General features: G+C 68.6%; 16 protein-coding genes and 3 pseudogenes. 10 read left to right on the top strand and 9 right to left on the bottom strand.

Annotated elements, in window-relative coordinates; translation table 11 throughout:
* Position 1: 1 nt before the first annotated feature.
* Complete coding sequence (locus JJ691_RS10995; protein WP_211768679.1) at positions 2 to 2,215, bottom strand: heavy metal translocating P-type ATPase; 2,214 nt, start codon at positions 2,213 to 2,215, stop codon at positions 2 to 4.
* The gene (locus JJ691_RS10990) at positions 2,212 to 2,487 is read right to left on the bottom strand and encodes a DUF1490 family protein (RefSeq protein WP_249227827.1); all 276 of its coding nucleotides are present in this window, start codon (positions 2,485 to 2,487) and stop codon (positions 2,212 to 2,214) included. The genes JJ691_RS10995 and JJ691_RS10990 overlap by 4 nt, the downstream gene beginning before the upstream one ends.
* A gap of 713 nt (positions 2,488 to 3,200) precedes the next feature.
* On the opposite strand from JJ691_RS10990, the pseudogene JJ691_RS10985 reads away from it, so the two are divergent.
* Positions 3,201 to 4,007: pseudogene (locus tag JJ691_RS10985) on the top strand (GTP-binding protein); the annotation flags it as partial.
* Between the two features lie 6 nt (positions 4,008 to 4,013).
* Complete coding sequence (locus JJ691_RS10980) at positions 4,014 to 4,172, top strand: hypothetical protein (protein ID WP_211768678.1); 159 nt, start codon at positions 4,014 to 4,016, stop codon at positions 4,170 to 4,172.
* 103 nt (positions 4,173 to 4,275) lie between these two features.
* Here JJ691_RS10980 and JJ691_RS10975 read toward each other — a convergent pair whose 3' ends face one another.
* From JJ691_RS10975 to JJ691_RS10965, 3 genes are all read right to left on the bottom strand, one after another.
* On the bottom strand, positions 4,276 to 4,494 hold the full coding sequence (locus JJ691_RS10975; protein WP_211768677.1) for a glycoside hydrolase family 47 protein: 219 nt from the start codon (positions 4,492 to 4,494) through the stop codon (positions 4,276 to 4,278).
* 91 nt (positions 4,495 to 4,585) lie between these two features.
* On the bottom strand, positions 4,586 to 5,107 hold the full coding sequence (locus JJ691_RS10970) for a hypothetical protein (protein ID WP_211768676.1): 522 nt from the start codon (positions 5,105 to 5,107) through the stop codon (positions 4,586 to 4,588).
* A gap of 112 nt (positions 5,108 to 5,219) precedes the next feature.
* On the bottom strand, positions 5,220 to 7,967 hold the full coding sequence (locus JJ691_RS10965) for an AfsR/SARP family transcriptional regulator (protein ID WP_249227826.1): 2,748 nt from the start codon (positions 7,965 to 7,967) through the stop codon (positions 5,220 to 5,222).
* A 403-nt stretch (positions 7,968 to 8,370) separates the two neighbouring features.
* Here JJ691_RS10965 and JJ691_RS10960 point away from each other — a divergent pair, with 403 nt between their 5' ends.
* Entirely contained in the window at positions 8,371 to 9,342 is a 972-nt protein-coding gene (locus tag JJ691_RS10960; RefSeq protein ID WP_211768674.1) for an ArsR/SmtB family transcription factor, read from the top strand.
* A gap of 196 nt (positions 9,343 to 9,538) precedes the next feature.
* Entirely contained in the window at positions 9,539 to 9,826 is a 288-nt protein-coding gene (locus tag JJ691_RS10955) for a hypothetical protein (protein ID WP_211768673.1), read from the top strand.
* A gap of 189 nt (positions 9,827 to 10,015) precedes the next feature.
* On the opposite strand, the gene JJ691_RS10950 is transcribed toward JJ691_RS10955, so the two are convergent.
* Positions 10,016 to 11,401 (bottom strand): MFS transporter, encoded by a 1,386-nt coding sequence (locus tag JJ691_RS10950; protein ID WP_249227825.1) that lies wholly within the window; start codon positions 11,399 to 11,401, stop codon positions 10,016 to 10,018.
* A gap of 148 nt (positions 11,402 to 11,549) precedes the next feature.
* On the opposite strand from JJ691_RS10950, the gene JJ691_RS10945 reads away from it, so the two are divergent.
* Positions 11,550 to 12,398 carry a helix-turn-helix transcriptional regulator gene (locus JJ691_RS10945; RefSeq protein ID WP_211768671.1) on the top strand — a complete coding sequence of 283 codons (849 nt, stop codon included), beginning with the start codon at positions 11,550 to 11,552 and terminating at the stop codon, positions 12,396 to 12,398.
* Positions 12,399 to 12,408: 10 nt separating this feature from the next.
* Here the strand turns inward: JJ691_RS10945 and JJ691_RS10940 are convergent.
* Positions 12,409 to 13,002: pseudogene (locus JJ691_RS10940) on the bottom strand (class I SAM-dependent methyltransferase); the annotation flags it as partial.
* Between the two features lie 346 nt (positions 13,003 to 13,348).
* Here JJ691_RS10940 and JJ691_RS10935 point away from each other — a divergent pair.
* Positions 13,349 to 13,567: pseudogene (locus tag JJ691_RS10935) on the top strand (IS5/IS1182 family transposase); the annotation flags it as partial.
* Between the two features lie 50 nt (positions 13,568 to 13,617).
* Here the strand turns inward: JJ691_RS10935 and JJ691_RS10930 are convergent.
* Both JJ691_RS10930 and JJ691_RS10925 read right to left on the bottom strand, forming a co-directional pair.
* Positions 13,618 to 14,853: an MFS transporter gene (locus tag JJ691_RS10930; protein WP_211768669.1), complete on the bottom strand. Its 1,236-nt coding sequence runs from the start codon at positions 14,851 to 14,853 to the stop codon at positions 13,618 to 13,620.
* A 166-nt stretch (positions 14,854 to 15,019) separates the two neighbouring features.
* Positions 15,020 to 15,433, bottom strand: a complete 414-nt coding sequence (locus tag JJ691_RS10925) for a cytochrome P450 (protein ID WP_211768668.1) — start codon at positions 15,431 to 15,433, stop codon at positions 15,020 to 15,022.
* A 277-nt stretch (positions 15,434 to 15,710) separates the two neighbouring features.
* Between JJ691_RS10925 and JJ691_RS10920 the strand changes: the two genes are divergently transcribed.
* From JJ691_RS10920 to JJ691_RS10905, 4 genes are all read left to right on the top strand, one after another.
* On the top strand, positions 15,711 to 16,421 hold the full coding sequence (locus JJ691_RS10920) for a hypothetical protein (RefSeq protein ID WP_211768667.1): 711 nt from the start codon (positions 15,711 to 15,713) through the stop codon (positions 16,419 to 16,421).
* Between the two features lie 348 nt (positions 16,422 to 16,769).
* A complete protein-coding gene (locus JJ691_RS10915) occupies positions 16,770 to 18,023 on the top strand; it encodes a PucR family transcriptional regulator (protein ID WP_211768666.1) in 1,254 nt (417 codons plus the stop codon).
* 90 nt (positions 18,024 to 18,113) lie between these two features.
* Positions 18,114 to 18,881 (top strand): acetoacetate decarboxylase, encoded by a 768-nt coding sequence (locus JJ691_RS10910; protein ID WP_211768665.1) that lies wholly within the window; start codon positions 18,114 to 18,116, stop codon positions 18,879 to 18,881.
* Positions 18,878 to 19,333 (top strand): SRPBCC family protein, encoded by a 456-nt coding sequence (locus tag JJ691_RS10905; protein ID WP_211768664.1) that lies wholly within the window; start codon positions 18,878 to 18,880, stop codon positions 19,331 to 19,333. Before JJ691_RS10910 ends, JJ691_RS10905 begins: the two co-directional genes overlap by 4 nt.
* The last annotated feature ends 242 nt before the right edge of the window (positions 19,334 to 19,575 follow it).

Here is a 19,575-nt window from a genome sequence, read left to right as displayed (position 1 = left end):
ATCAGTGGCTGGGACCGGCGGCTGTCGATTCCTCGACCTGGCCCGTCCTACGGTGATCGAGGACCGGACGCTCGATTCGGTAGCGGATCAACCGAGAACTGTTGCCGACCACGGCGACCGAGGCCGCGTTGTGCAGGACGGCCGCCGCCACCGGAGACAGCGCACCGACGGCCGAGATCAGCAGCCCAACCATGTTGACCGCGATCGACATGCCGTAGTTCTGCCGGATCACGGCGATCCCCCGGCGGCTGAGGTCACGCAGGTCCACCAGCCCACGCAGATCGTCGTCGGCCAACGCCACGTCGGCGGTCTCCACGGCGATATCGGCGCCGGCCACGCCCATGGCGATACCGATGTCGGCCAGCGCGAGAGCCGGTGCGTCGTTGATCCCGTCACCGACGACCGCCACCGTGTGGCCTTCGGCGCGCAGCTGTCGCACGATGTCCTGCTTGTCCTCGGGCATGACCTGCGCCCGGAACTCGTCGATGCCCAGTTCGGCGGCGACCGCGGCGGCGGTGGTCGGGTGGTCGCCGGTCAGCAGCACCACGCGGGTGATGCCGTCGCCGCGCAGCGCGTCAAGTACCGCGCGAGATTCCCCGCGGACTGTGTCGCGCAGCGAGACCAGGCCGATCAGCGTGTTGTCGACGGCCAGCAGCAGCGGAGTCTCGGCTACCTGCCGCAGCCTGCGGACCCAGCCGTCGGCGACCTGGCTGATCGGCACGTTCTGGTCGCGAAGCAGGTCGCCGCTGCCGATGAGGATGACTCGACCATCGCTGTGCACCCGCATGCCCTGGCCCACCAGGACCTCGCACTCCTCATGCGGCGGGATCTGGATACGCCGTTCTTCCGTCGATCGGATCACCGCCTGGGCCAGCGGGTGCCGCGAGTGGATTTCCGAGCTGGCCGCGTAGGCCAGCACCCGCTCGGGCGCCCATTCCTCATCGAAGGACACGACATTGGTCACCACCGGCCGTCCCGCCGTGAGCGTGCCGGTCTTGTCGAACACGATCGCATCCACCCGGCCGGCCGCTTCCAGGTGCGCTCCACCCTTGATCAGGACACCGCGGCGGGCGCCGTTGCCGATCGCGGCGCTGATCGCGGTCGGTGTGGACAGCCCGACCGCGCAGGGGCAAGCGACCAGTAGCATCGTCATCGCCCGCCGGACATCCCTGGTGACCACCAAGGTCAACGCTGAGAGCGCGAAGGAGACCGGCACGAAACGGCGAGAGAAGTTCTCCCCGACAGTCTGGATGGGTGCCCGGTCTACTCGGGCCTGTTCGACCCGGGCGATGATCCGACCAATGGCAGTGTCGGGCCCCACCGCGCTGGCCCGAACGACGATTCGCCCCTGCACCAGCACCGACCCCGCAGGCATTCGCTTGCCGACGCCGACGGCGACCGGCAACTGCTCACCGGTGACCGCGGACTGGTCAGCGATGCCGTCGCCGGCGACGACCACACCGTCCACCGGCAGCACCACCTGCTCGTGGACAACGATCTCGTCGCCGATGCTGACATCGGCGATGTCGACCTCGACCTCGGTGCCGTCGGCCAACCGCCGCCAGGTACGGGCCTGCGCGCCGACGAGCAATTCGGACAACGCGCGGCGGCTACGGCGCAAAGTGAGGTCCTGGAGGTATTCGCCGATGTTGAGCAGCCACAGCACCGTCAACGCGACGACGTTCTCCCGCAGCACCAGGCTCGCCACGGTGGCGGCGGTGACCAGCGCATCGGTACCCACACCACGACCGCCGGTCAGCGACCTCAACGCACCGCGCAGGAAGGGACCGCCGGTGAAGACCGCCACGCCGGTGGCCACCATGCGGCCGGTGGAGCCGAGCACGGGCGGTCGGCGCAGCCCGTAGCGGCGGATGCCAAGCCCGGCCAGCGCGACGCCACCGACCACCATCCTGACCAAGTCGGCAGTGCGCGCCTCCGTCGACCGGGGCGGGCGGGCGGGGGTCGCGGCGGAATCGGTCTCGAGCCCGCGGCGGATCGCGGCGGCGAGGTCGTCGTGCCGGCAGCGGGTGGCGTCGTACCAGACAACGATGCTGCCGGTGCGTGGATAGGCGTACACCTGACGCACGGCCGGCACACGGTCGAGGGCGTCCTCGACGGCGACCGCCAGCACTGCCGACCCGCGGAGCCGGGAGCTGACGAACCGAGCCCGGCCGGCGGCGTCCGCGACGAGCCGCAGACGCGCCGAGGCCGTCATCGGTGCTCGTGCCCACTCGCCGCGCCGGGCGCCGGCGCCTGTTCGCCGATCCGGGCACGCGCCTCAGCGACGACGTCCCCGACGGCCAGCCGCATCCGCTCGGCGCCTATTTCGGCAGCCCGCACGCCGCGCAAGCCCCACACGGCGGCCGTGACCGTCGCGCCTCGCAGCGCGCCGGATCGGGATATCCGCTTCATGCCGTCGTAGGCGATCGCACCGACCACGCCGATCGCCACCGCACGTGCCGCATTGACCATCACACCGCCTAGCACCGGACCACCTCCGAAGGCCGTCGACAGCCCCCTTCCACCGATTTACGTCCCAGCACACCAGCGCCTGACGAACATGCCGTGGGCGCCCGGCGACCTGATGGAACTAGTGCTGCCGCCGCCGGCGAAGACTCGGCCCGACCGAGTTCTACCGCCGCGCCACCCTGCTCGGCCGCGAAGCCGCCTGATACCGCTCCGCTTGACCTGCGTCGGCCACCTGGCTTTCCGGCCGTTTCCACGAAAAGCAGGCAGCGAGCAACAACGCGCCCAGCAGCCCCACAGCGAGGTGTCCGCTGACCGCGCACGCCAGGCAAATCACGCCCCACACGACGGCCCTCATCACACCAGTTTAGGAAGGTCGACGTCCGCGGTCCTCCGAATTTGCAGGTCTCCGGTCGACCGCTGCGCCCTGTTCTGCGCCAGTCAACCCTTGGCGACCGACGACGACTGACCCGGTGCACTACCGGGCAAGCCGATCTTCACCCCCTGACCCGCAGACCATTTGCATGTGATATTCATTTTCATATAGCGTCACGGCTTCGCGCAGTCCCCAGGAGGTGTCATCCATGGTCGTTCCCGAGCGCACGATGCCCTCGCCGGCGAACGCGGCCTTCTCCCGCCACCCCTGCACTGACGGCCCGCTTCCCCCGCCCCCAGCCGCCACCGTACGAACAGGAACATTCACCGTGTCTGCCCCTGTCACTCCACCTCGCCGCCTGCCCGTCACCGTGCTCTCCGGATTCCTGGGCGCGGGCAAGACCACGCTGCTCAACCACGTCCTGCACAATCGAGCGGGACTGCGCGTCGCGGTGATCGTCAACGACATGAGCGAAGTCAACATCGACGCGACCCTGGTGCGCGACGGCGGGTCCGCGCTTTCCCGCACGGAGGAGCGGCTGGTGGAGATGACCAACGGCTGCATCTGCTGCACGTTGCGGGACGATCTACTGGAGGAGGTGGACCGGCTGGCCCGAGCGGGCCGGTTCGACTACCTGCTCATCGAGTCCAGCGGCATCTCCGAGCCGATGCCGGTGGCCGCCACCTTCTCCTTCGCCCGCGACGACGGCGCCACCCTCGGCGATGTCGCGGCCCTGGACACCATGGTCACCGTCGTGGACGCCGCGAACTTCCTCGTCGAACTGGCGCGCGGCGACGAACTGACCGAGCGCGGCCTCGACCAGTACGAGGCCGACGAACGCACCGTCAGCGACCTGCTGATGGACCAGGTCGAATTCGCCGACGTGATCGTGTTGAACAAGCTCGACCTCGTCACGGACTCGGAGGCCGGCCAGCTGCGAGCCGCCCTCACTCGGCTCAGCCCGTCGGCCCGCGTCGTGTCGGCCCGGCACGGACAGGTGGACCCGGCGGAAGTCCTCGACACCGGCCGCTTCGACGTGGAACGGGCCCAGCAAGCACCAGGCTGGGTAGCCGAACTCAACGGCGACCACATCCCCGAGACCGAGGAGTACGGAATCTCCAGCATCGTCTTTCGATCCGACCGTCCCTTCCACCCGGGCCGGCTGTAGTTAGTGTTCATCGGCACCGCCCTGCGCAAGGACGCCTTGGCAGACCGGCTCACCACCTGCCTGCTCCAGATCGATGAGTCCACGCACGCGATGAACGACCCGTTCCCACCATGGGACACCCACGGCATCGACGATTCCTGCGAACATGAAGGCGCTTACTGAGCCGAACCGTCACACACCATCGCCGCCGTCGTTCCCACTGTGCAGCCTTCCTTCGGTCCCAGGCCGAGGCGATCCTGGCGGACGCGACTACCAGCGCATTCCCTCAGCGGGCGGGCTTGAGACCGCGCAGGATCTTGCCCTCGGTCGACAGGTAGCCGGTGGCGTAGTCATACCGCGGGGTGTCGGTGGCGAAAATCAGGTACAGGTACTTGAAGTTCGCCGCGAAGGAGTACGCGGGGAAGTTGTGGCCGCGCACCATCGGCCGTGTGGTGACGTCGTCGACGACCGTGTAGCCGTTGGTCACCCTGCTGTACTGCTTCATTTTTTGGCTCTGCCCCCTGGATGATTGGCCGCCTGCTCGCGATCAACGGTCGCGCGCCTGTTGTCGTAATGCCCCCTGGAAGGAGCCGGGCTTACACGTCCGGGCAGTAGCCTGTCTGCTCGCCGCCCAGCGGAGTGCCGGTGCGGTAGGCCCAGTAGGTGCCCTGGGCGTAGTCGCCACAGCCGTTGAGAGCGGCCCTCGCCTGCCAGTTGTCGGGGTTCGCCTGGTGGATCTCGACCGGATACGAGTAAGCGTCCTTGCTGTACGTGTAGTACCACTGCGAACCGGTGTCGTTGGAGTAGGGCGAGTACTCCCAGACGTCGACTTCGTCCCCCGGGTGGGAATTCTGGAAGGAGCCGGCCCACTGGAAGTGCGATCGTGCGTTGACGACTCCGCCCCCGCAGTTCTGGTACTGCTGCTCGACCTGGCCGACGTAGGTGATGCCATCGGTGAGGTACATGTTGGCGGGCGAGCCGACGTTGTTCCAGGACGCCCCGCAATCGCCGTCCGCGTACGCCGCGGCGACGCCGAGACCGACGGTCGCGCCACCCGCCAGGGCGATGGCAGAGGCGGCCAACGCGACGGTACGCCGGGCATTTCCGAGTTCCAGCATGACTGTTCCCCCGTTGGTTCGGCTTTGGTGTTGGCCGACGACTGTCAGCCTGTCCGCGCGCGGTACCCGGTCGGTACCCGACGGGTTCCCTCGGCCCGGTCACGTGGGGGGGTTATGGGGTCGGTGGGTGCTCGGACAGCCGGACGCGCAGGACGTCGGCGTCGGGGTGGTGCAAGTCGTCGAGGATTGGCAGGGCCTGCCGCCAGCAGTGGCGCGCGGCCTGGACGTCGCCGGCGGCCTGGTGGGTGTCGCCGAGGCGGATGAGGGTGTCGGCCTGGGGATGGCGGCTGCCCAACTTCTCATACAGGTCAAGGGCGTTGTGGTAGCAGACGATGGCCCGCTGGTGCTCGCCGAGGTTGTGGTGGGCGCAGCCGAGGCTGTCCCACGTGTCGGCCTCGCCGTGCCGGCTGCCGACGGCCCGGTGCAGGTCGAGCGCCCGGGTGCAGTAGCGCAGGGCTTCGGTGTGCTGGCCCAGTTGGGTCTGCATCCAGCCGATCGCGTTGAGCGCGTCGGCCTCGCCGGGCCGATACCCGGCGGCGCGGAACAGGGCGTAGGCGGCCTGGCCGTGCTTGAGTGCCGTCGGATGGTCGCCCTGCGCGTAGGACACGATGCCGAGGTTGTTGTAACTGCGGGCCTGGCCGATCAGGTCGCCCAGCTGCTCATCCAGTTCCAGCGCGCGGCACAGGGCGGCCTGCGCGTCGGGGTAGCGGCTGAGCCGGATGTAGGCCCGGCCCAGCTCGCACAGGGATCTTGCCTGCCCACGGGGGTCATCCTCGCGTTCGGCGGCGGCGATGGCGACGAGCTGGGTGGTGACCATCTGCGTCCAGTGCCCGGCGCGGATGCAGAAATTGGCCACGCTCCAGGCGATTCGCCAGGCATGGGTGTCGAAACCGGCCCCAGCGGCACGGTCGATAGCCGCCGCGAACACCGGGCGCTCGACGGTGAACCACCGCCAGGCCTGTTCGTCGTCGGCGAGCTCGTCAACGACGGCGCCCGGCTGGGGTTCGCCCAGGGACAGCCGGTCGTTGGGCGGGTTGAGCAGCAGCGCGGCGGTGTGCGCGGTGTGCAGGTAGTGGTCGAGCATGCGGTGCAGGGCGGCCTGGCGCGCCTGCTCGGTCTCGTCCTGGTGTGCCTTGCCGGCCGAGTAGGCCCGCAGCAGATCGTGGTACGCGAATCGGCCGGTACTGGGCTCGGTGAGCAACTGCGCCCTGGTCAGCTCGGCCAGCGCCACGCGGGCCTGGTCACGGTCGGTTCCGACCAGGCTGGCCGCGGCGGACACCGAGATGACCGGGCCTGGGTGCAGGCTCAGTAATCGGAACATCCGTGCCCCCGCGGCGCTCAAGGTCCGGTAGGACCAGGAGAACACCGCGCCGAGGTCGACGCTGGTGTCACCGATGTCCAAGGCGTGCAGACGATCGCGGACATCACGCAGCTGCGCGGCCAACTCGCTCAACGACAAGGCCGGAGTGAGGGTCGCGCGCGCGGCGACAATGCTCAACGCCAGCGGCAGATGCACCGACAACTCGATCAGGTCGTCGACGGCCTGCGGTTCGGCGGCCAGCCGTTCCGGGCCCAGCCGACTCGCCAGCAGGTCGTAGGCTTCGGCGGTGGTCATCAGGTCCAGCGGTACGGGGCGTGCGCCCTCGCTGACGATCAGCCCGCCGAGGTGATCACGGCTCGTGACCACGGTCAGGCACTGGGCCGAGCCCGGCAGCAGCGGCCGGACCTGGCCGGTGTCGCGGGCGTTGTCCAACACCACCAGTATCCGCCGGTCGGCCAGCTGGGACCGGTACAGCGCCGCCTGCTCGGCCAGACCGGCCGGTATCCGCTGCGCCGGCACGCCGAGCGCGTCGAGGAACCCCCGGATCGCCTCGGCCGGCGGGACTGGCTGGCCGCCGGGGTCGAAACCCCGCAGGTTCACGTAGAGCTGCCCGTCGGGAAACCGGTCCGCGACCTGATGCGACCAGTGCACAGCGAGTGCTGTCTTGCCGACGCCCGCCGTGCCGTTGATCGTCGAGATCACCACCGTGCCAGTGCGGTCCAGCAAGCCGGTGAGCTCCTTGAGCTGGGACGCCCGGCCGGCGAAACCCGCCACCGCGCAGGGCAGCTGTCGGGGTATCGCCACGCTCAGCCGGGTGGCCGGGGGCGAGATCGGCGTGGTGGGGGTGGCATCGTCGCGCAGGATCGCCATGTGCAGCTGTTGCAGCTCCGCACCGGGCGCCAGCGCGAAATCGTCGGCCAGCCGCTCGTGGGTGCGGCGGTAGACCTCCAGTGCCTCGGTGGTGCGCCCCGACCGGTGCAGGGCCAGCATGAGCTGGCCGACCAGTCGTTCCCGCAACGGATGCTCGGTGACCAGCACGGTCAACTCGGCCACCAAGGCCGCATGGCCGCCGGTGGCCAGTTCCCAGTCGACGCCGTCCTCCAGCGCGGTGAGGCGGCTCTCCTCCAACCGCGTCGCCTGCGCCGCGAGTCCCGGCGTGACTCCGCTCAGCGCCGGGCCCCGCCACAGCCGAAGGGCCTGCCGCACCGCTCCGGCCGCACCCGACGGGTCCGTGGCCGACAGTTGCCGGGCGCCGGCCACCGACACGTCGAAAACACCGACGTCCACCTGGTCCGGCTCGGCATTCAGGATGTAGTCACCTGCCCTGGTGGTGATCGCGTCGCCGAGCGTGCCGCGGAGCCGGGACACGAGCTTGATCACCTGACGGCGCGCGGACGGCGGCGGTTCCTCTTCCCACACCGCGTCGACCAGCGCGCTGACGGACACCACGCGCCCCGGACACAGGGCCAGTGCGGCCAGCACGGAACGTTGGTGCCGGCTGGAAACTGCCAGCCGCTCCGGTCCGCGCCAGACCTCCACCGGCCCCAGCAACCGAAATTCCAGACGATCGGCAACGCCCAACGCTCCCCCTCGTTGCGCCTACCTGGGTCCTTCCCCCCTGCGCCGGCACACCGAACTGACGCCGGCCATCAGCAGGAGCAGCTGATCAGCGACCAGATACGGTCCACTCGGGTCAATCCGGCGCCGCTCTTGCGGACACTGCCGACACAGCACGCAAAACGGCAGCGGTGCGAGAGAACAGCCGGTGGATCCACCCCATTCAGACCTCACGACCAGGTTCATCATCTCCGGCGGGCGCACGCGGTGCGAACGTTTCGGACTCGACCGAACTGTCTTGACACAACCGGCCGCCGGCGAGGGGGTAACGCCACGATCCCCGGCTACGACGGTCCAGTTGCATCGTCCGGCTTGGGGGCCAGCCATGCTGCGAGTGCATCTGCGAGCCGAGGACCTCGCGCGCGTCCGCTTCGCCACCGCGCCGGCGCCGATCCTCGAAACGGTGATGATGCTGCTCGAACTCCGGAACCGTCCGCACCCGCGCGGCCGCGGTCCCCACGACTGGCGGCCGCGGGCACGCTCGGCCATCTCGTCCAGCGCTCGGCCGCTCGTGCAACTGGTGGCGCACCAACACCATGCGCTGTACCTCGACGTCCTGACCGACGACGCGGAACAGGCATTCCAAGTCGTCCGCGACACCGCCACGTCGGTGCACGCCGAGAACCTGGCTCGCATCGAGCAGACCGCCACCGTCCCGATCCCCGCCTGGCTTCGTCGCTACGCCGACGGCGACGCCGCTGTCCTTGACGTCCTCGACGACGCGCTTCGCGCCTTCCACGCCACTTGTCTGGCTCCGCAGTGGTCTTCGGTGACCGCCCGGTTCCACGACGACATCGGCCACCGTATGAACACGCTCGGCACCCACGGGCTTGCCGCCATGATCAACGCGCTCAGTCCCGACCTCTGCCTGACCGGCTCGACGCTGACCGCGCGCTACCCGTGGGATCGCGACGTCCATCTGCACGGTCACGGTCTGGTCCTGATGCCTTCCGCGTTCTGGACGGGCCATCCACGCATCACCTGGGACCCGCTGGACCAGTCGCGGTTCGTGCTCGTCTACCCCGCCCGCCCCAACGACCGGACCACCGGATTGTTCCCGGGAAAGGGTGATGCGCTGGCCGCACTGGTCGGCGCGACCCGGGCCGCCGTGCTCCGCGCCCTCGCCCAGCCGAGCACCACCGGCGAAGTCGCCGGCCACGTCGGCATCAGCGTCTCCTCCGCCTCCGAGCACACCACCGCGCTGCGCAACGCCGGCCTGGTCACCAGCCACCGCCTCGGCCGGGCCGTCCACCATCACCTCACGCAGCTGGGGTTTTCTGTCCTGATGCGGCGCTGAGTCCGGTCCCGCAGCCGCTATACCAGCATGCGCACCCGTCGGCGTCCGCGCGAGTCCGGTCAACCTGATTCCAGCTCCACGTCTCGCCCACGAGCGTTGATCAAGCCGCCAAGCATCGATCGACGCTTGATCCGCAGAGTTTCGACGAGCTCCGCGGCCTGGCCACCGCGGCACCAAGTGGTGCCAACACGGGGCAATGCCTCTCCTGCGCCATCTCGACAATCGCGCGCAGCGTTACTTCAACCGCACCGGCGTATCGCCTTTCATGATCGGCGAACTCAACGATCTCCACACCCTCACGGCCGTCGCCCCGCAGCTCCGCCCGCGCTTCCACACCGTCCTCGCCCAGCCAGGTCTGTCCATCGCCGCCACGACCATCTCCGCCTGCTCGCCGGCGCAGAGTCGTACGTCCACGCCGTGGCACGTGGAACCGTCCGCATCCACCGCAGCCTGCAACCGCCAGTCCCGAAGGCACTTCGAATAGCATCCGACCCCCACCTCGCTGAAAATCATTTCCAATAATGGCACATGGTTTGCCTGACTTCCGCTCCGCTCGTCGGAACGCGCGCCTTCGCATGTCAGGACCGGCGTCGTAGACCGAGCCAGCTTTCGCCTGCTAATTGGGTAAACCCGGCACGACCAGCAGATGCGCCATCCGACTGAGGTCGGAATGTCACTCGCGCGGGTCGGGCAGGCCACGGGACAGGATCGCGATGGCGGCCGCGATGCCGGCGATGGTCACCAGCACAACAACAAGCGCGATTTCCGGGTCCACTGGGCGGAGCACGGTGAACAAGCTGCCCAGCGTGGCCACGCCGAGGGCAGTGGACAACTGTTGGGTGGTGGCCAGCGCCCCGCTGCCCACGCCTGCGGTTTGGGTGGGCACGCGGGAGAGAATCACCCGAAACAGCGTCGGCGACACCAGGCCGATGCCGACGCCGAACAATGCGGTGCCGGGGAGCAGGCCGGCCAGGGTGACGTGCGGCCAGGCGGGGACGGCGACGGCGACGAGCACCAGGGGGCCGAACAGCAGGAACAGGCCGCCAATCGTCACGACGCGGTTGCCGAGCCGGCCTACGAGCCTGCTCGCCGCCAGCGCCAGGACGAGCATGGCCAGGCCCAACGGGGTCAGCGCGAGCCCGGCACTCATCGGCCCCAGACGCAGGTCGTCCTGCAGCACGAGGGTGTAGACGAACAGAAATCCGCCGAAGGCGAGGAAGAACGGTGCGGCGATCAGCAACCCGAGGCGCATCGACGACAAGGTCATCACGGACGGCGGCAGGAGCGGGACCCTGCCACGGCGCTCCGCCCGGGCCTCGACCGCGACGAAAGCGGCGAACAGGACCGGGGCGAGCACCAGTAGCACCCAGCACCACAGCGGCCAGCCCACTGTGGTGCCCTGCATGAGCGGCACGAGCAGGGCCAGCAGCGAAACACCGAGCAGGCAGGTGCCGACCGCGTCGACGCCGAGCGGATGCGCGGCCTTCGTCTCCGGGAGAAAGCGCAGCGCCAGTACGATCGCGACCACACCTATCGGGACGTTCACCAGGAAGACCGGCCGCCAGCCGGTTCCCGCGATGTCGGCGGCCACCAGCAGGCCGCCCGCGATCTGGCCGACGACCATGGAGATTCCGCCGGTCGCGCCGTAGTACCCGAGGGCACGCGCCCGCCGGTCGCCGGTGGTGGTCGCCTGGATGACCGAGAGCACCTGGGGCGCGAGCATCGCGGCTGAGGCTCCCTGAGCGGCACGGGCGAGGACCAGCACCACCGCGGTCGGCGCGAGCCCGCAGATCAGCGATGTGGCGGTGAAGCCGGCCAGACCCAGTACGAACAGCCGACGCCGGCCGAACGTGTCACCCAACCGGCCACCGACGACCAGCAGCAGCGCGAAGCCGATGCCATAGGCCGCGACGACCCACTGCAACTCCGCGGGCGACGCCGCCAGCCCGGCCTGGACGTTGGGCAGGGCGACGTTGACCACGAACAGGTCGATCGGCGGTAGCGCCGCTCCGACCAGGCAGGCGAGCAGACCGGCGCCGGACAGCTCGAGAGTGCGCACCGGCGCACCCGACTGTGTGACGGCATGGGTGTTGGACGCGTTCACCGTGCCACCCTTTCGTTGTCCAGCAACACGAACCAGTGCTCAGCTGATACGGGTAGTGTTCGATACCTGGATGTTTCGGTATCACCGTGCCAGCATGGCGGGTATGGCTCGGTCGAGGGATTCGCGCTCGAACGTGGTGCGGCGCAAGGAGCTCGCCGCGTTCCTGCGAAGCAGGAGGGACCGGATCACGCCGGAACAGGTCGGCCTGGCACGGATGGGGGTGCGACGGACGCCCGGCCTGCGCAGAGAGGAGGTCGCGCAGCTCGCAGGAATCGGTATCACCTGGTACACCTGGCTGGAGCAGGGCCGCGACATCACGCCGTCCGAACAGGTGTTGGGGGCGCTGGCCACCACGCTGCGGCTCACGCAGTACGAGCGCGATCACATGTTCTCGCTGGCTCGTCCAAGCGACCGCCGGCCGCCCGGAGCCGAACCCGCCGTCCTCACCACGGTGTGGCGGATCCTGGACAAGCTGGAGCCGTTCCCGGTCGTGGTGCACAACGGACGCAACGACATCCTGGCGTACAACCGCGGCTACGACTGGCTGATGGACATAGCCGCCATTCCGCCGGACGAGCGAAACTCGCTCTACCAGGTCGTGACCAACCCTGTGTGGCAGCAACGGATGCGAGGCTGGGCCGAGCGTCTGCCGGTCGCCGTCGCGGAATTCCGCACCCAGATGAGCGCGCGCATGGCTGAACCCGGTTGGGCGGAGCTGGTCGAGATGCTGCGCCGCGAGTCGTCCACTTTCGACAGGTTGTGGGAACAGCACAACGTGCGGCCCATGCGCAACCAGCACAAGTGCTTCGCCCACCCGGTCGGCGGCACGCTGCACTTCGACTTCACCCACCTGTGGTTCGGCCAGCAGTCCGACGTCCGGGTCACGACCTACACGCCGTCGGACGCCGAAACCGCCGCCGCGCTGGAGATCTATGTTCCGTCCAGCCGCTGACCAGCTCCGGTCACCCCATCCGGACCGACCGGCCGACCAGTGTGCGGATCGGCAGATCGAACTCCGCGCCGGAGGTCTCGGGGGTGGCCCGCAGGAACGCCAGCACACGATCGAGCAGCTCGGCGCGGGCGGCGTCCTCCAGCATGAGCATCTGCGACTGGGTCGACACGGTCGCGGTCATCGACTCGGCAGTACGCCGCTGCGAGTGCGCGAACTCCCGGTCCTCGAACGGACTGAAGGCCGGATGGCGGGGGCGTTCGATGTGCTCGCCATGGCTGCCGTGACGCAGGCTCGGGTTCCCGCTCACGGCCCAGAGCCCACGCACCCAGTCCACCCGGTCGTCGTCGGCGTTCCACAGCCCGGCGAGCACACCGCCGGCGCGCAGCACGCGTTCGAGCTCGGGGAACGCCTTGTCCATGTCGAACCAGTGCATCGCCTGTCCCACCAACACTGCGTCAACGGAGCCGTCCGGCAGCGGGACGGCCTCGGCGGTGCCGGCCAACGCTGTCACCGCGGGGTGGACGCGCCGGAACTCGGCGCGCATCGCGTCATCGGGTTCGACCGCGACGACCTCGGCGAACTGAACGATACCGCCGGTGAGCTTGCCGGTGCCGGCCGGCCAGTACCAGCCGTGTAGTTAGCGTGCAAGGTCGCCCTCGGACACACTCATCAACTACACGCACGGAGATCGTGGCATCAACGGCCCGCTCCACGGGGTGATAGTTCAACTGAAAATGCAAAGCCCGGTAGAGCCGACTCAGGCAACCCCTCCATCTGCGCCCTTGCAGCCGCGCGCTGGTCTTGCGCCTCGTTGATAGTCTCGACCAGCGCCGTTGGGTCCACACCTGCCTCGATCGCCGCCTGGAACCTTCGCAGTCGCGTCTCCGCATCCGCCAATCGTTTCTCGGCCACAGACCGCGCATCGGCACCCTTCCGACCCTCCTTCAAACCGATCAAGCGCCGTAACAGTGCGGATCGCCCGCAAGGACGTCGAGTCCGGCGAGGGCTTGGGTCGGCACCAGTGGGTTGTCGAGCGCACGATCGCGTGGCTGTACGGCTACCGCCGAATCGCAGTGCGGTACGAGCGCAAGCCCACGCCGTATTGCGCGTTCCTGGTGTTGGCGATGGCCTTGACCTGCTTCAAGAGGCTGACCAAGGCCACCACGTAAGAGACCCTCTCGGTGTCGACCGCCAGGCCCGTGCCGGGCGCGATTTCGGATTAGAGGTTCCGGTACGGCCTGCTGAAGAATCCGACCGAGAAGGCCGCCGACACGCCCAGTCCGGCGACGATGATGACGACCTCCGGGTCGGCCGTGCCCAGGACGGACCCGGTGAGTAACGCGGAGGCAGGGTAGGCGAGACCGGCACAGGTGACCAGCAGGCTCATGACTCTACCCAGCGCTCGGGCAGGCACTGACTGCTGGAGCATCGTCATGTAGAAGACGTTCACGATGGCTTGCAAGGACGCAGCGGTGAACAGCGCCGCGGTTGCCACCACCAGCGAGGAGCCCACCGGGATACCCATCATTGCGAGTCCCTCGGCGATGCCCAGGAAGAGCGCGATCAGCCCGCGACGGCGCAGGCGAAGAAGTGTTGGGCCCAGCAGTGCTCCGATGACCGAGCCGGCGCCGAGGCCGGTCATCATGACCCCGAATCCGAGGGCTCCACGGCCCAGCGGACCCTGGGCGAAGCTCGGCAGCGCGACCTCGATCAAGCCGACAGCGGCGAGGTTGAACACGAGCGTGGTCAGCAGGTTCATCCTTACCAGGGGAGAGCTGACGGCATACCGCAGCACCGATCGCCAAGTCCGCAGTTGGTCGCTGTCCTGGACGCCGCCGTCGGCGTGCTGCGCCGCCGTTTCATCGGCTGTCTCGACCGCCGGCCTGGACGGGCGGATCGCCATCAGGGTCAGGCTGGACACCAGGAAGGTGAACGCGTCGATCAGCAGCCCCACACCGCTCTTGAGCGACCCGACGAGCGTTCCACCTAGCCCGGGCCCGACGATCCTCGACGTGCTCTGCATGATCTGGATCAGGGAGTTGCCCGGAGCGAGCGACTCGGGACGTACGATTTGCGGCAATACGGCGAACGAGGCCGGCATGAAAATCCCGCCGAGGATGCCGAACGGGACCGCGACCGCGATCATGGCCCAAAGGGGGATGCGACCATAGGCGGCGAGCACGACGAAACCGAGCACGACGAGTGCACGGAGCGCGTCCGCGGCAAGCATCACCGGCCGGGCGCCCAGGCGGTCGACAAGCGCTCCGCCGACCGGGAAGAAGGCCAGCCTGGCCGCTCCGTAGCAGGCCAGCACCACGCCGAGGTTCACGGGGCCGCCCCCCTGGTTGAGCATGACGAATGGCAGTGTGACGAGATAGATGCCGTCGCCAACCTGGGAGAGCATCTGGCCGATGAGGTACAGCGCGAAGCGTCGTTCCCGCAGCGGAGCCAGCAAGCGGACGGCAGGCTCTCCAGCGGTCACGGCCGTGCCCGCGACACGGCGTGGGCCCGTCGTCACGCGCGCCTCCCCTGGGCGGCGGCCGTCCAGGAGGTATCTGCGTATTCGCCTGCCTCGACGCGCGAGCGGCAGCGGCGACTGAGTCGGCGCGGCGACCACACGCTCATAGGCATTGCGAAATGTCCGGACGGTGGCCGCATTTTCTCACTCTCACCAGGTGACGGGCAATGTGTGGATACCGTAGAGGAGCGCGCCATCCTTGAAGGACAGTTCCTCGACGGGGGGCGGCGAGCCGGAGGCCGGGAACCCGGGCGAACATAGTGTTGAACACGATCTCGAGTTCGACCCGGGCCAGGTTCTGGGCAATGCACCGGTGGATGCCGTGGCCGAAGGCCAGGTGATGCCGCGCGTCGCGGTCGAAGTCGAGGTTCTCCGGCTGGGGGAAGACACTGTCATCCCAGTTGGCCGCCGCGGTGGACACGACAACAGCGTCGCCCTTCTTGACCACCATGTCGCCGACCTCGATGTCGGCCAGCGCCACCCGCAGCCCACTCAGGTCGGTGATGCTGCTGGCCATCACCGACGGGAACCACTGAAAACGGCGCCGGGGCAGGGGTTCACTGACCCTCTGCCCTGGGTGCTCCACTGCTCCATCCCCAGGTCAGAGGCGGTGCAGCGGACGGAGCACGTGCTCGGCGGCCTGCTCCGGCTCGAACTTCCCTTCCGGCGGTCGTCCGGGACGTCATCACGAACGTCAAGGAGAACCCCCGCACCACCACGCCGCTGCCGGCGACGCGGTAACAGACGTTGCCGCCGGCTCGACGATCTAATGGGGCGACGACGGAAGGCCGGGCATGATCACCGCCGAGGACGTTGAAGTGCTTGAACGGGCGGCCCGCACCGAGTTGACCATCAAGCCGCGTGAGAAACGGTGGACGCACCTGAGCTTGTGCGCGTTGGACGCGGTGTTCTCCATCAACGCGAAGTACAGCCGGGTGGTGCACGTGTGCTACCGCTACGCCTTGCACGCCAGCCTGCCCAACCCGCTGATGCCGGCCGCCAAGTCGAACATGGTCGTCGGCACAGTGAAGGAACAGCGCCTCGACGACTTCGCCCAGCACGTCCGGATGGTCGGCGCACAGCGCTTCGCCGCCGAAGTCATCGCCAACCGCGGCCTGACGAGCACCCGGGGCGGCATCCTCAAAGCTGAAGCGGCCCTGTGGTACGCGATGTTCCTGGTGAAGCACGGCGTGCAGACGATCGGCGACGTCGCCGAACTGCTCGGCGACGATGCTCATCTCGGCGGCGTCGAGGCGGACTTGGCGATGGTTCGAGGCCACGGCAGCGGCGCCCGGCTGAGCTACCTGTGGATGCTGGCCGGCGACGACCAGCACGTGAAACCGGACCGAATGGTGCTGCGTTGGATCGCCCTGCACCTGGGGCCGGTGAACGTGGACGAGGCGCGCGAGATAGTGATGTTGACCGCAGAGCGGTTGGGCTGCACGCCGTGGGAGCTGGACCACGCGATCTGGCGGGCGAAGCCCCGACGGCCAATGCACGGTTAGGGCGCGACCAGACGGCCGGTCCGGGCGTCCACCGGCACCGCGTGTCGGCACTCGAACCACTGAGCCCGACAACCATGCCGAAGCGGAGTAGCTGCGCTCCGTCAGCCTTTGCCGACCGCGTCCGTGACAGTCCCGAGACGATGCTCGCGCGCTCCGGACCGCGCCTCGACCTCAGCGAGGTCCTGGGGACAAGTGCTCGGTGCGCAGCGCTGGGAGATCCACACCTGTGGTGGTGGCCGGCGTCGACGCGGTCGCGAATGCACTGAAACCACGTCCACACGGGTAGAACTCGCCGTTCCCACCTGGCCCTGCACACCTGGCTGATCGGCTCCTGATTAGGTCGCTTCCATGCACGACGACGAGGGCCTGGTGCGGGCAGCCATCGCCGACATCGCCGCGGTCATGAACGACGACAGGGACACGCTGGCCCGCGGCATGTTCGACCGACTCGCCCCGGAACTCCGACAGTTGCGCGGCGACGAGAGCCTGCTCAACCTGCTGGTGGGCAGCATCGAGAGCAACATCGGCTGCGCGTTGCAGATCCTCCGCTACGACCTCGACATCACGGAGGTCGAGGTGCCACCGGCAGCCGTGGCCTACGCCCGACGACTGGCCCAGCACGGCGTCACGGTCCGCGCGCTGGTCCGGGCCTACCGGCTCGGTCAGGATTCGTTCCTGAAACACGCGTTCGCGCTGCTCAATGCCCGGGTCGCCGATCCGTGGGCGATAGCGCGCGCCGCCGAACTCCTCACCGCCGTCGCGTTCGACTACGTCGATCGCATGTCGGAGCAGGTTTTCGAGACTTACGAGGAGGAACGGGAACGCTGGCTCCGGCAGCGCGACGCGGTGCGGGAGGCATGCGTGCGAAGACTGCTCGACGAGCAACCGGTGGACGTCCATGCCAGCGAGCGGACGCTGGGATACCGCCTGGTCGGTGTGCGGCACCTCGCGGTGGTCGCATGGGTCGCCAGTTCGTCGTCGACAACGAACGGACCTGCCCAGGTCGTTCGGCTACTGGCCGACCGACTCAACTGCCCGGCCGAGCCGCTGTTCGTGCCGCGCGACGAGACGACGGCATGGGCGTGGCTGCCGCTTGGCTCGACATCACCCACGCCGGGCGAACTTCGTGCCGCAGTCGCCCGCACGGCAGGCGAGGCGATGGTCGCTTTCGGCGACCACGGCACGGATGTTGACGGGTTCCGCCGCAGCCATGAACAGGCGCTCCAGACCCGCGCGGTGATGTTGGCCGCCGGTGACGAGGCGGCCACGGTCGCCACGTTCAGCGAGGTCGGGCCGGTCGCGCTGCTGTGCGGCGACCTGCGGCTGGCCAAGGTGTGGGTGGCCGAGACGTTGCGTGCGTTGGCTGTCGACGACGACGTGCATGCCCGGCTGCGTGAGACGTTGCGCGTCTTCCTGGCGACCGGCGGCAGTTACGTCTCCGCCGCCGACCAGTTGGCGTTGCACCGGAACTCCGTGCACTACCGAGTTCGCAAGGCGGAGGAAGAATTGGGCCGCCCCATCGAATCCGACCGGCTCAACATGGAGATCGCACTGACGGTCTGTCGCTGGCTGGGACGCGCCGTGCTCACCCAGCCGACGTGACAGGCTTCGTGCGTGCCGCACAAGCTCGGGTGACGGCTTCGTACGCCGCACCCGTACACCGGAAGTTTCGGCGCGCCTAACCTTCGCTGCATGCAGCCAGCACAGCTTCTGCGCGGGCCGGTGACCCCCCTGCCCGCACCGCCGTACCCGACGCACGCGACCAGATTCGTCGACCGCGAGTACTTCAGCGTTGTGTACCGCACGGCCCCGGAAGCACTGCGCGCCGTCGTCCCCGAGCCGCTCGCGGTGACCGACCCGCTCGTCCGATTCGAGATCATGCGGATGGCAGACGTCGACGGTTTCGGGCCGTACACGGAGGCGGGCCAGGTGATCTCGGTCAGCTGTGACGGCGAAGACGGTGAGTACCTGCACATCATGCACGTCGACCACGTGGGCGCCATCCTTGCTGGTCGAGAGCTGTCGGCCTACCCCAAGACCACCGGCACCCCACGGCTGTTCACCGACGCCGGCGCCCTCGTGGGCACGCTGGACTACGGCAGCCAACGGGTGGCCACCGCGACAATGGCCTACAAGCACGCGACGCTGGACACGGACGTCGCACGGGCGCGCATCGGTGTGCCCACCTTCGCGGTCAAGTCCGTGCCTGATTACCAAGGCGGTCTTCGGATCTGCGACCTCGTGCGCACCGAGATCACGGACGTCACCGTGAAGCAGGCGTGGCAGAGCCCAGCCAGGCTGCAGCTGTTCGCCCACGTGATGGCGCCGCTGGCCGATCTCCCGGTGTTGGAGGTCGTCGACGCGTGGCACGTGGTCGCCGATCTCACGCTGGCCCCTGTGCACCCGGTGCACGACTATCTCACCCAGAACCGCCCGCGGCAGAACGGACCACGGTCATGATCGTGCTTCCGTCCGAGGCGGACATCCGCTGCCCGGCAGAAAAGATCTTCGACATTGTCGCCGACTTCGACGAGCAGGCCACCTGGCTGCCGCAGTCGTCGGCGTTCAAAGGCACCATCGACATCAGCGAGAACCCGGTGCGGCTCGGCACGACCTATCGGGAACCTGGACCACTCGGTGTCCGCAACGGCGTGGTGGCCGAGTACGAACGCCCGACGAGGATCACCTTCCACCAACCCATGACGATGCGGTTCCTTCTGGGCACCGTCGACGTCGTGATGCGGTACACGCTCACCCCCGGCCCGGAGTCCACGCGAGTCAGACGCGAGGTCACACTGCGAATCCCGTGGCGGCCCGTCAAGCTCCTTCAACCGATCGTCGTCCACGCGTTCCGCACCGAAAGCGCCCGCACACTGGACAAGCTCAGGCAGTACGCGGATGGACTCGGCTGACGCTTTCGGCCGGCCGACCTCCACCGACGGGGTCCTCAGGCGGCCAGGGAAGCGAGGTGATCGGGTTCGCTTGACAGGAGTCCGATGGCCTGTTGCCTCCCATTTGGACGATCGGCTGCTGCTCACCGGCGATGAACAACTGCCCGTGCCGCCTGGGCGTCCGGTGCGGTGCGCGACATCGTAAGCCGTGTGCCGGCCGCTCGCCGAGCATCGCCGGTCAGTGCCGCTCGGTGCGGCTGAGA

Origin of the sequence: Kutzneria sp. CA-103260, from assembly GCF_018263855.1 — a bacterium.
Taxonomy (GTDB): Bacteria; Actinomycetota; Actinomycetes; order Mycobacteriales; family Pseudonocardiaceae; genus Kutzneria.
This window is presented reverse-complemented; position numbering and strand designations above follow the sequence as displayed.

Excerpts from the sequence above, each read along its gene's own strand:
- JJ691_RS10995 (WP_211768679.1), bottom strand. The coding sequence starts at position 2,215 with ATGACGGCCTCGGCGCGTCTGCGGCTCGTCGCGGACGCCGCCGGCCGG.
- JJ691_RS10975 (WP_211768677.1), bottom strand. The coding sequence starts at position 4,494 with ATGAAGCAGTACAGCAGGGTGACCAACGGCTACACGGTCGTCGACGAC.
- JJ691_RS10970 (WP_211768676.1), bottom strand. The coding sequence starts at position 5,107 with ATGCTGGAACTCGGAAATGCCCGGCGTACCGTCGCGTTGGCCGCCTCT.
- JJ691_RS10960 (WP_211768674.1), top strand. The coding sequence starts at position 8,371 with ATGCTGCGAGTGCATCTGCGAGCCGAGGACCTCGCGCGCGTCCGCTTC.
- JJ691_RS10955 (WP_211768673.1), top strand. The coding sequence starts at position 9,539 with ATGCCTCTCCTGCGCCATCTCGACAATCGCGCGCAGCGTTACTTCAAC.
- JJ691_RS10945 (WP_211768671.1), top strand. The coding sequence starts at position 11,550 with ATGGCTCGGTCGAGGGATTCGCGCTCGAACGTGGTGCGGCGCAAGGAG.
- JJ691_RS10925 (WP_211768668.1), bottom strand. The coding sequence starts at position 15,433 with ATGGCCAGCAGCATCACCGACCTGAGTGGGCTGCGGGTGGCGCTGGCC.
- JJ691_RS10920 (WP_211768667.1), top strand. The coding sequence starts at position 15,711 with ATGATCACCGCCGAGGACGTTGAAGTGCTTGAACGGGCGGCCCGCACC.
- JJ691_RS10915 (WP_211768666.1), top strand. The coding sequence starts at position 16,770 with ATGCACGACGACGAGGGCCTGGTGCGGGCAGCCATCGCCGACATCGCC.
- JJ691_RS10910 (WP_211768665.1), top strand. The coding sequence starts at position 18,114 with ATGCAGCCAGCACAGCTTCTGCGCGGGCCGGTGACCCCCCTGCCCGCA.
- JJ691_RS10905 (WP_211768664.1), top strand. The coding sequence starts at position 18,878 with ATGATCGTGCTTCCGTCCGAGGCGGACATCCGCTGCCCGGCAGAAAAG.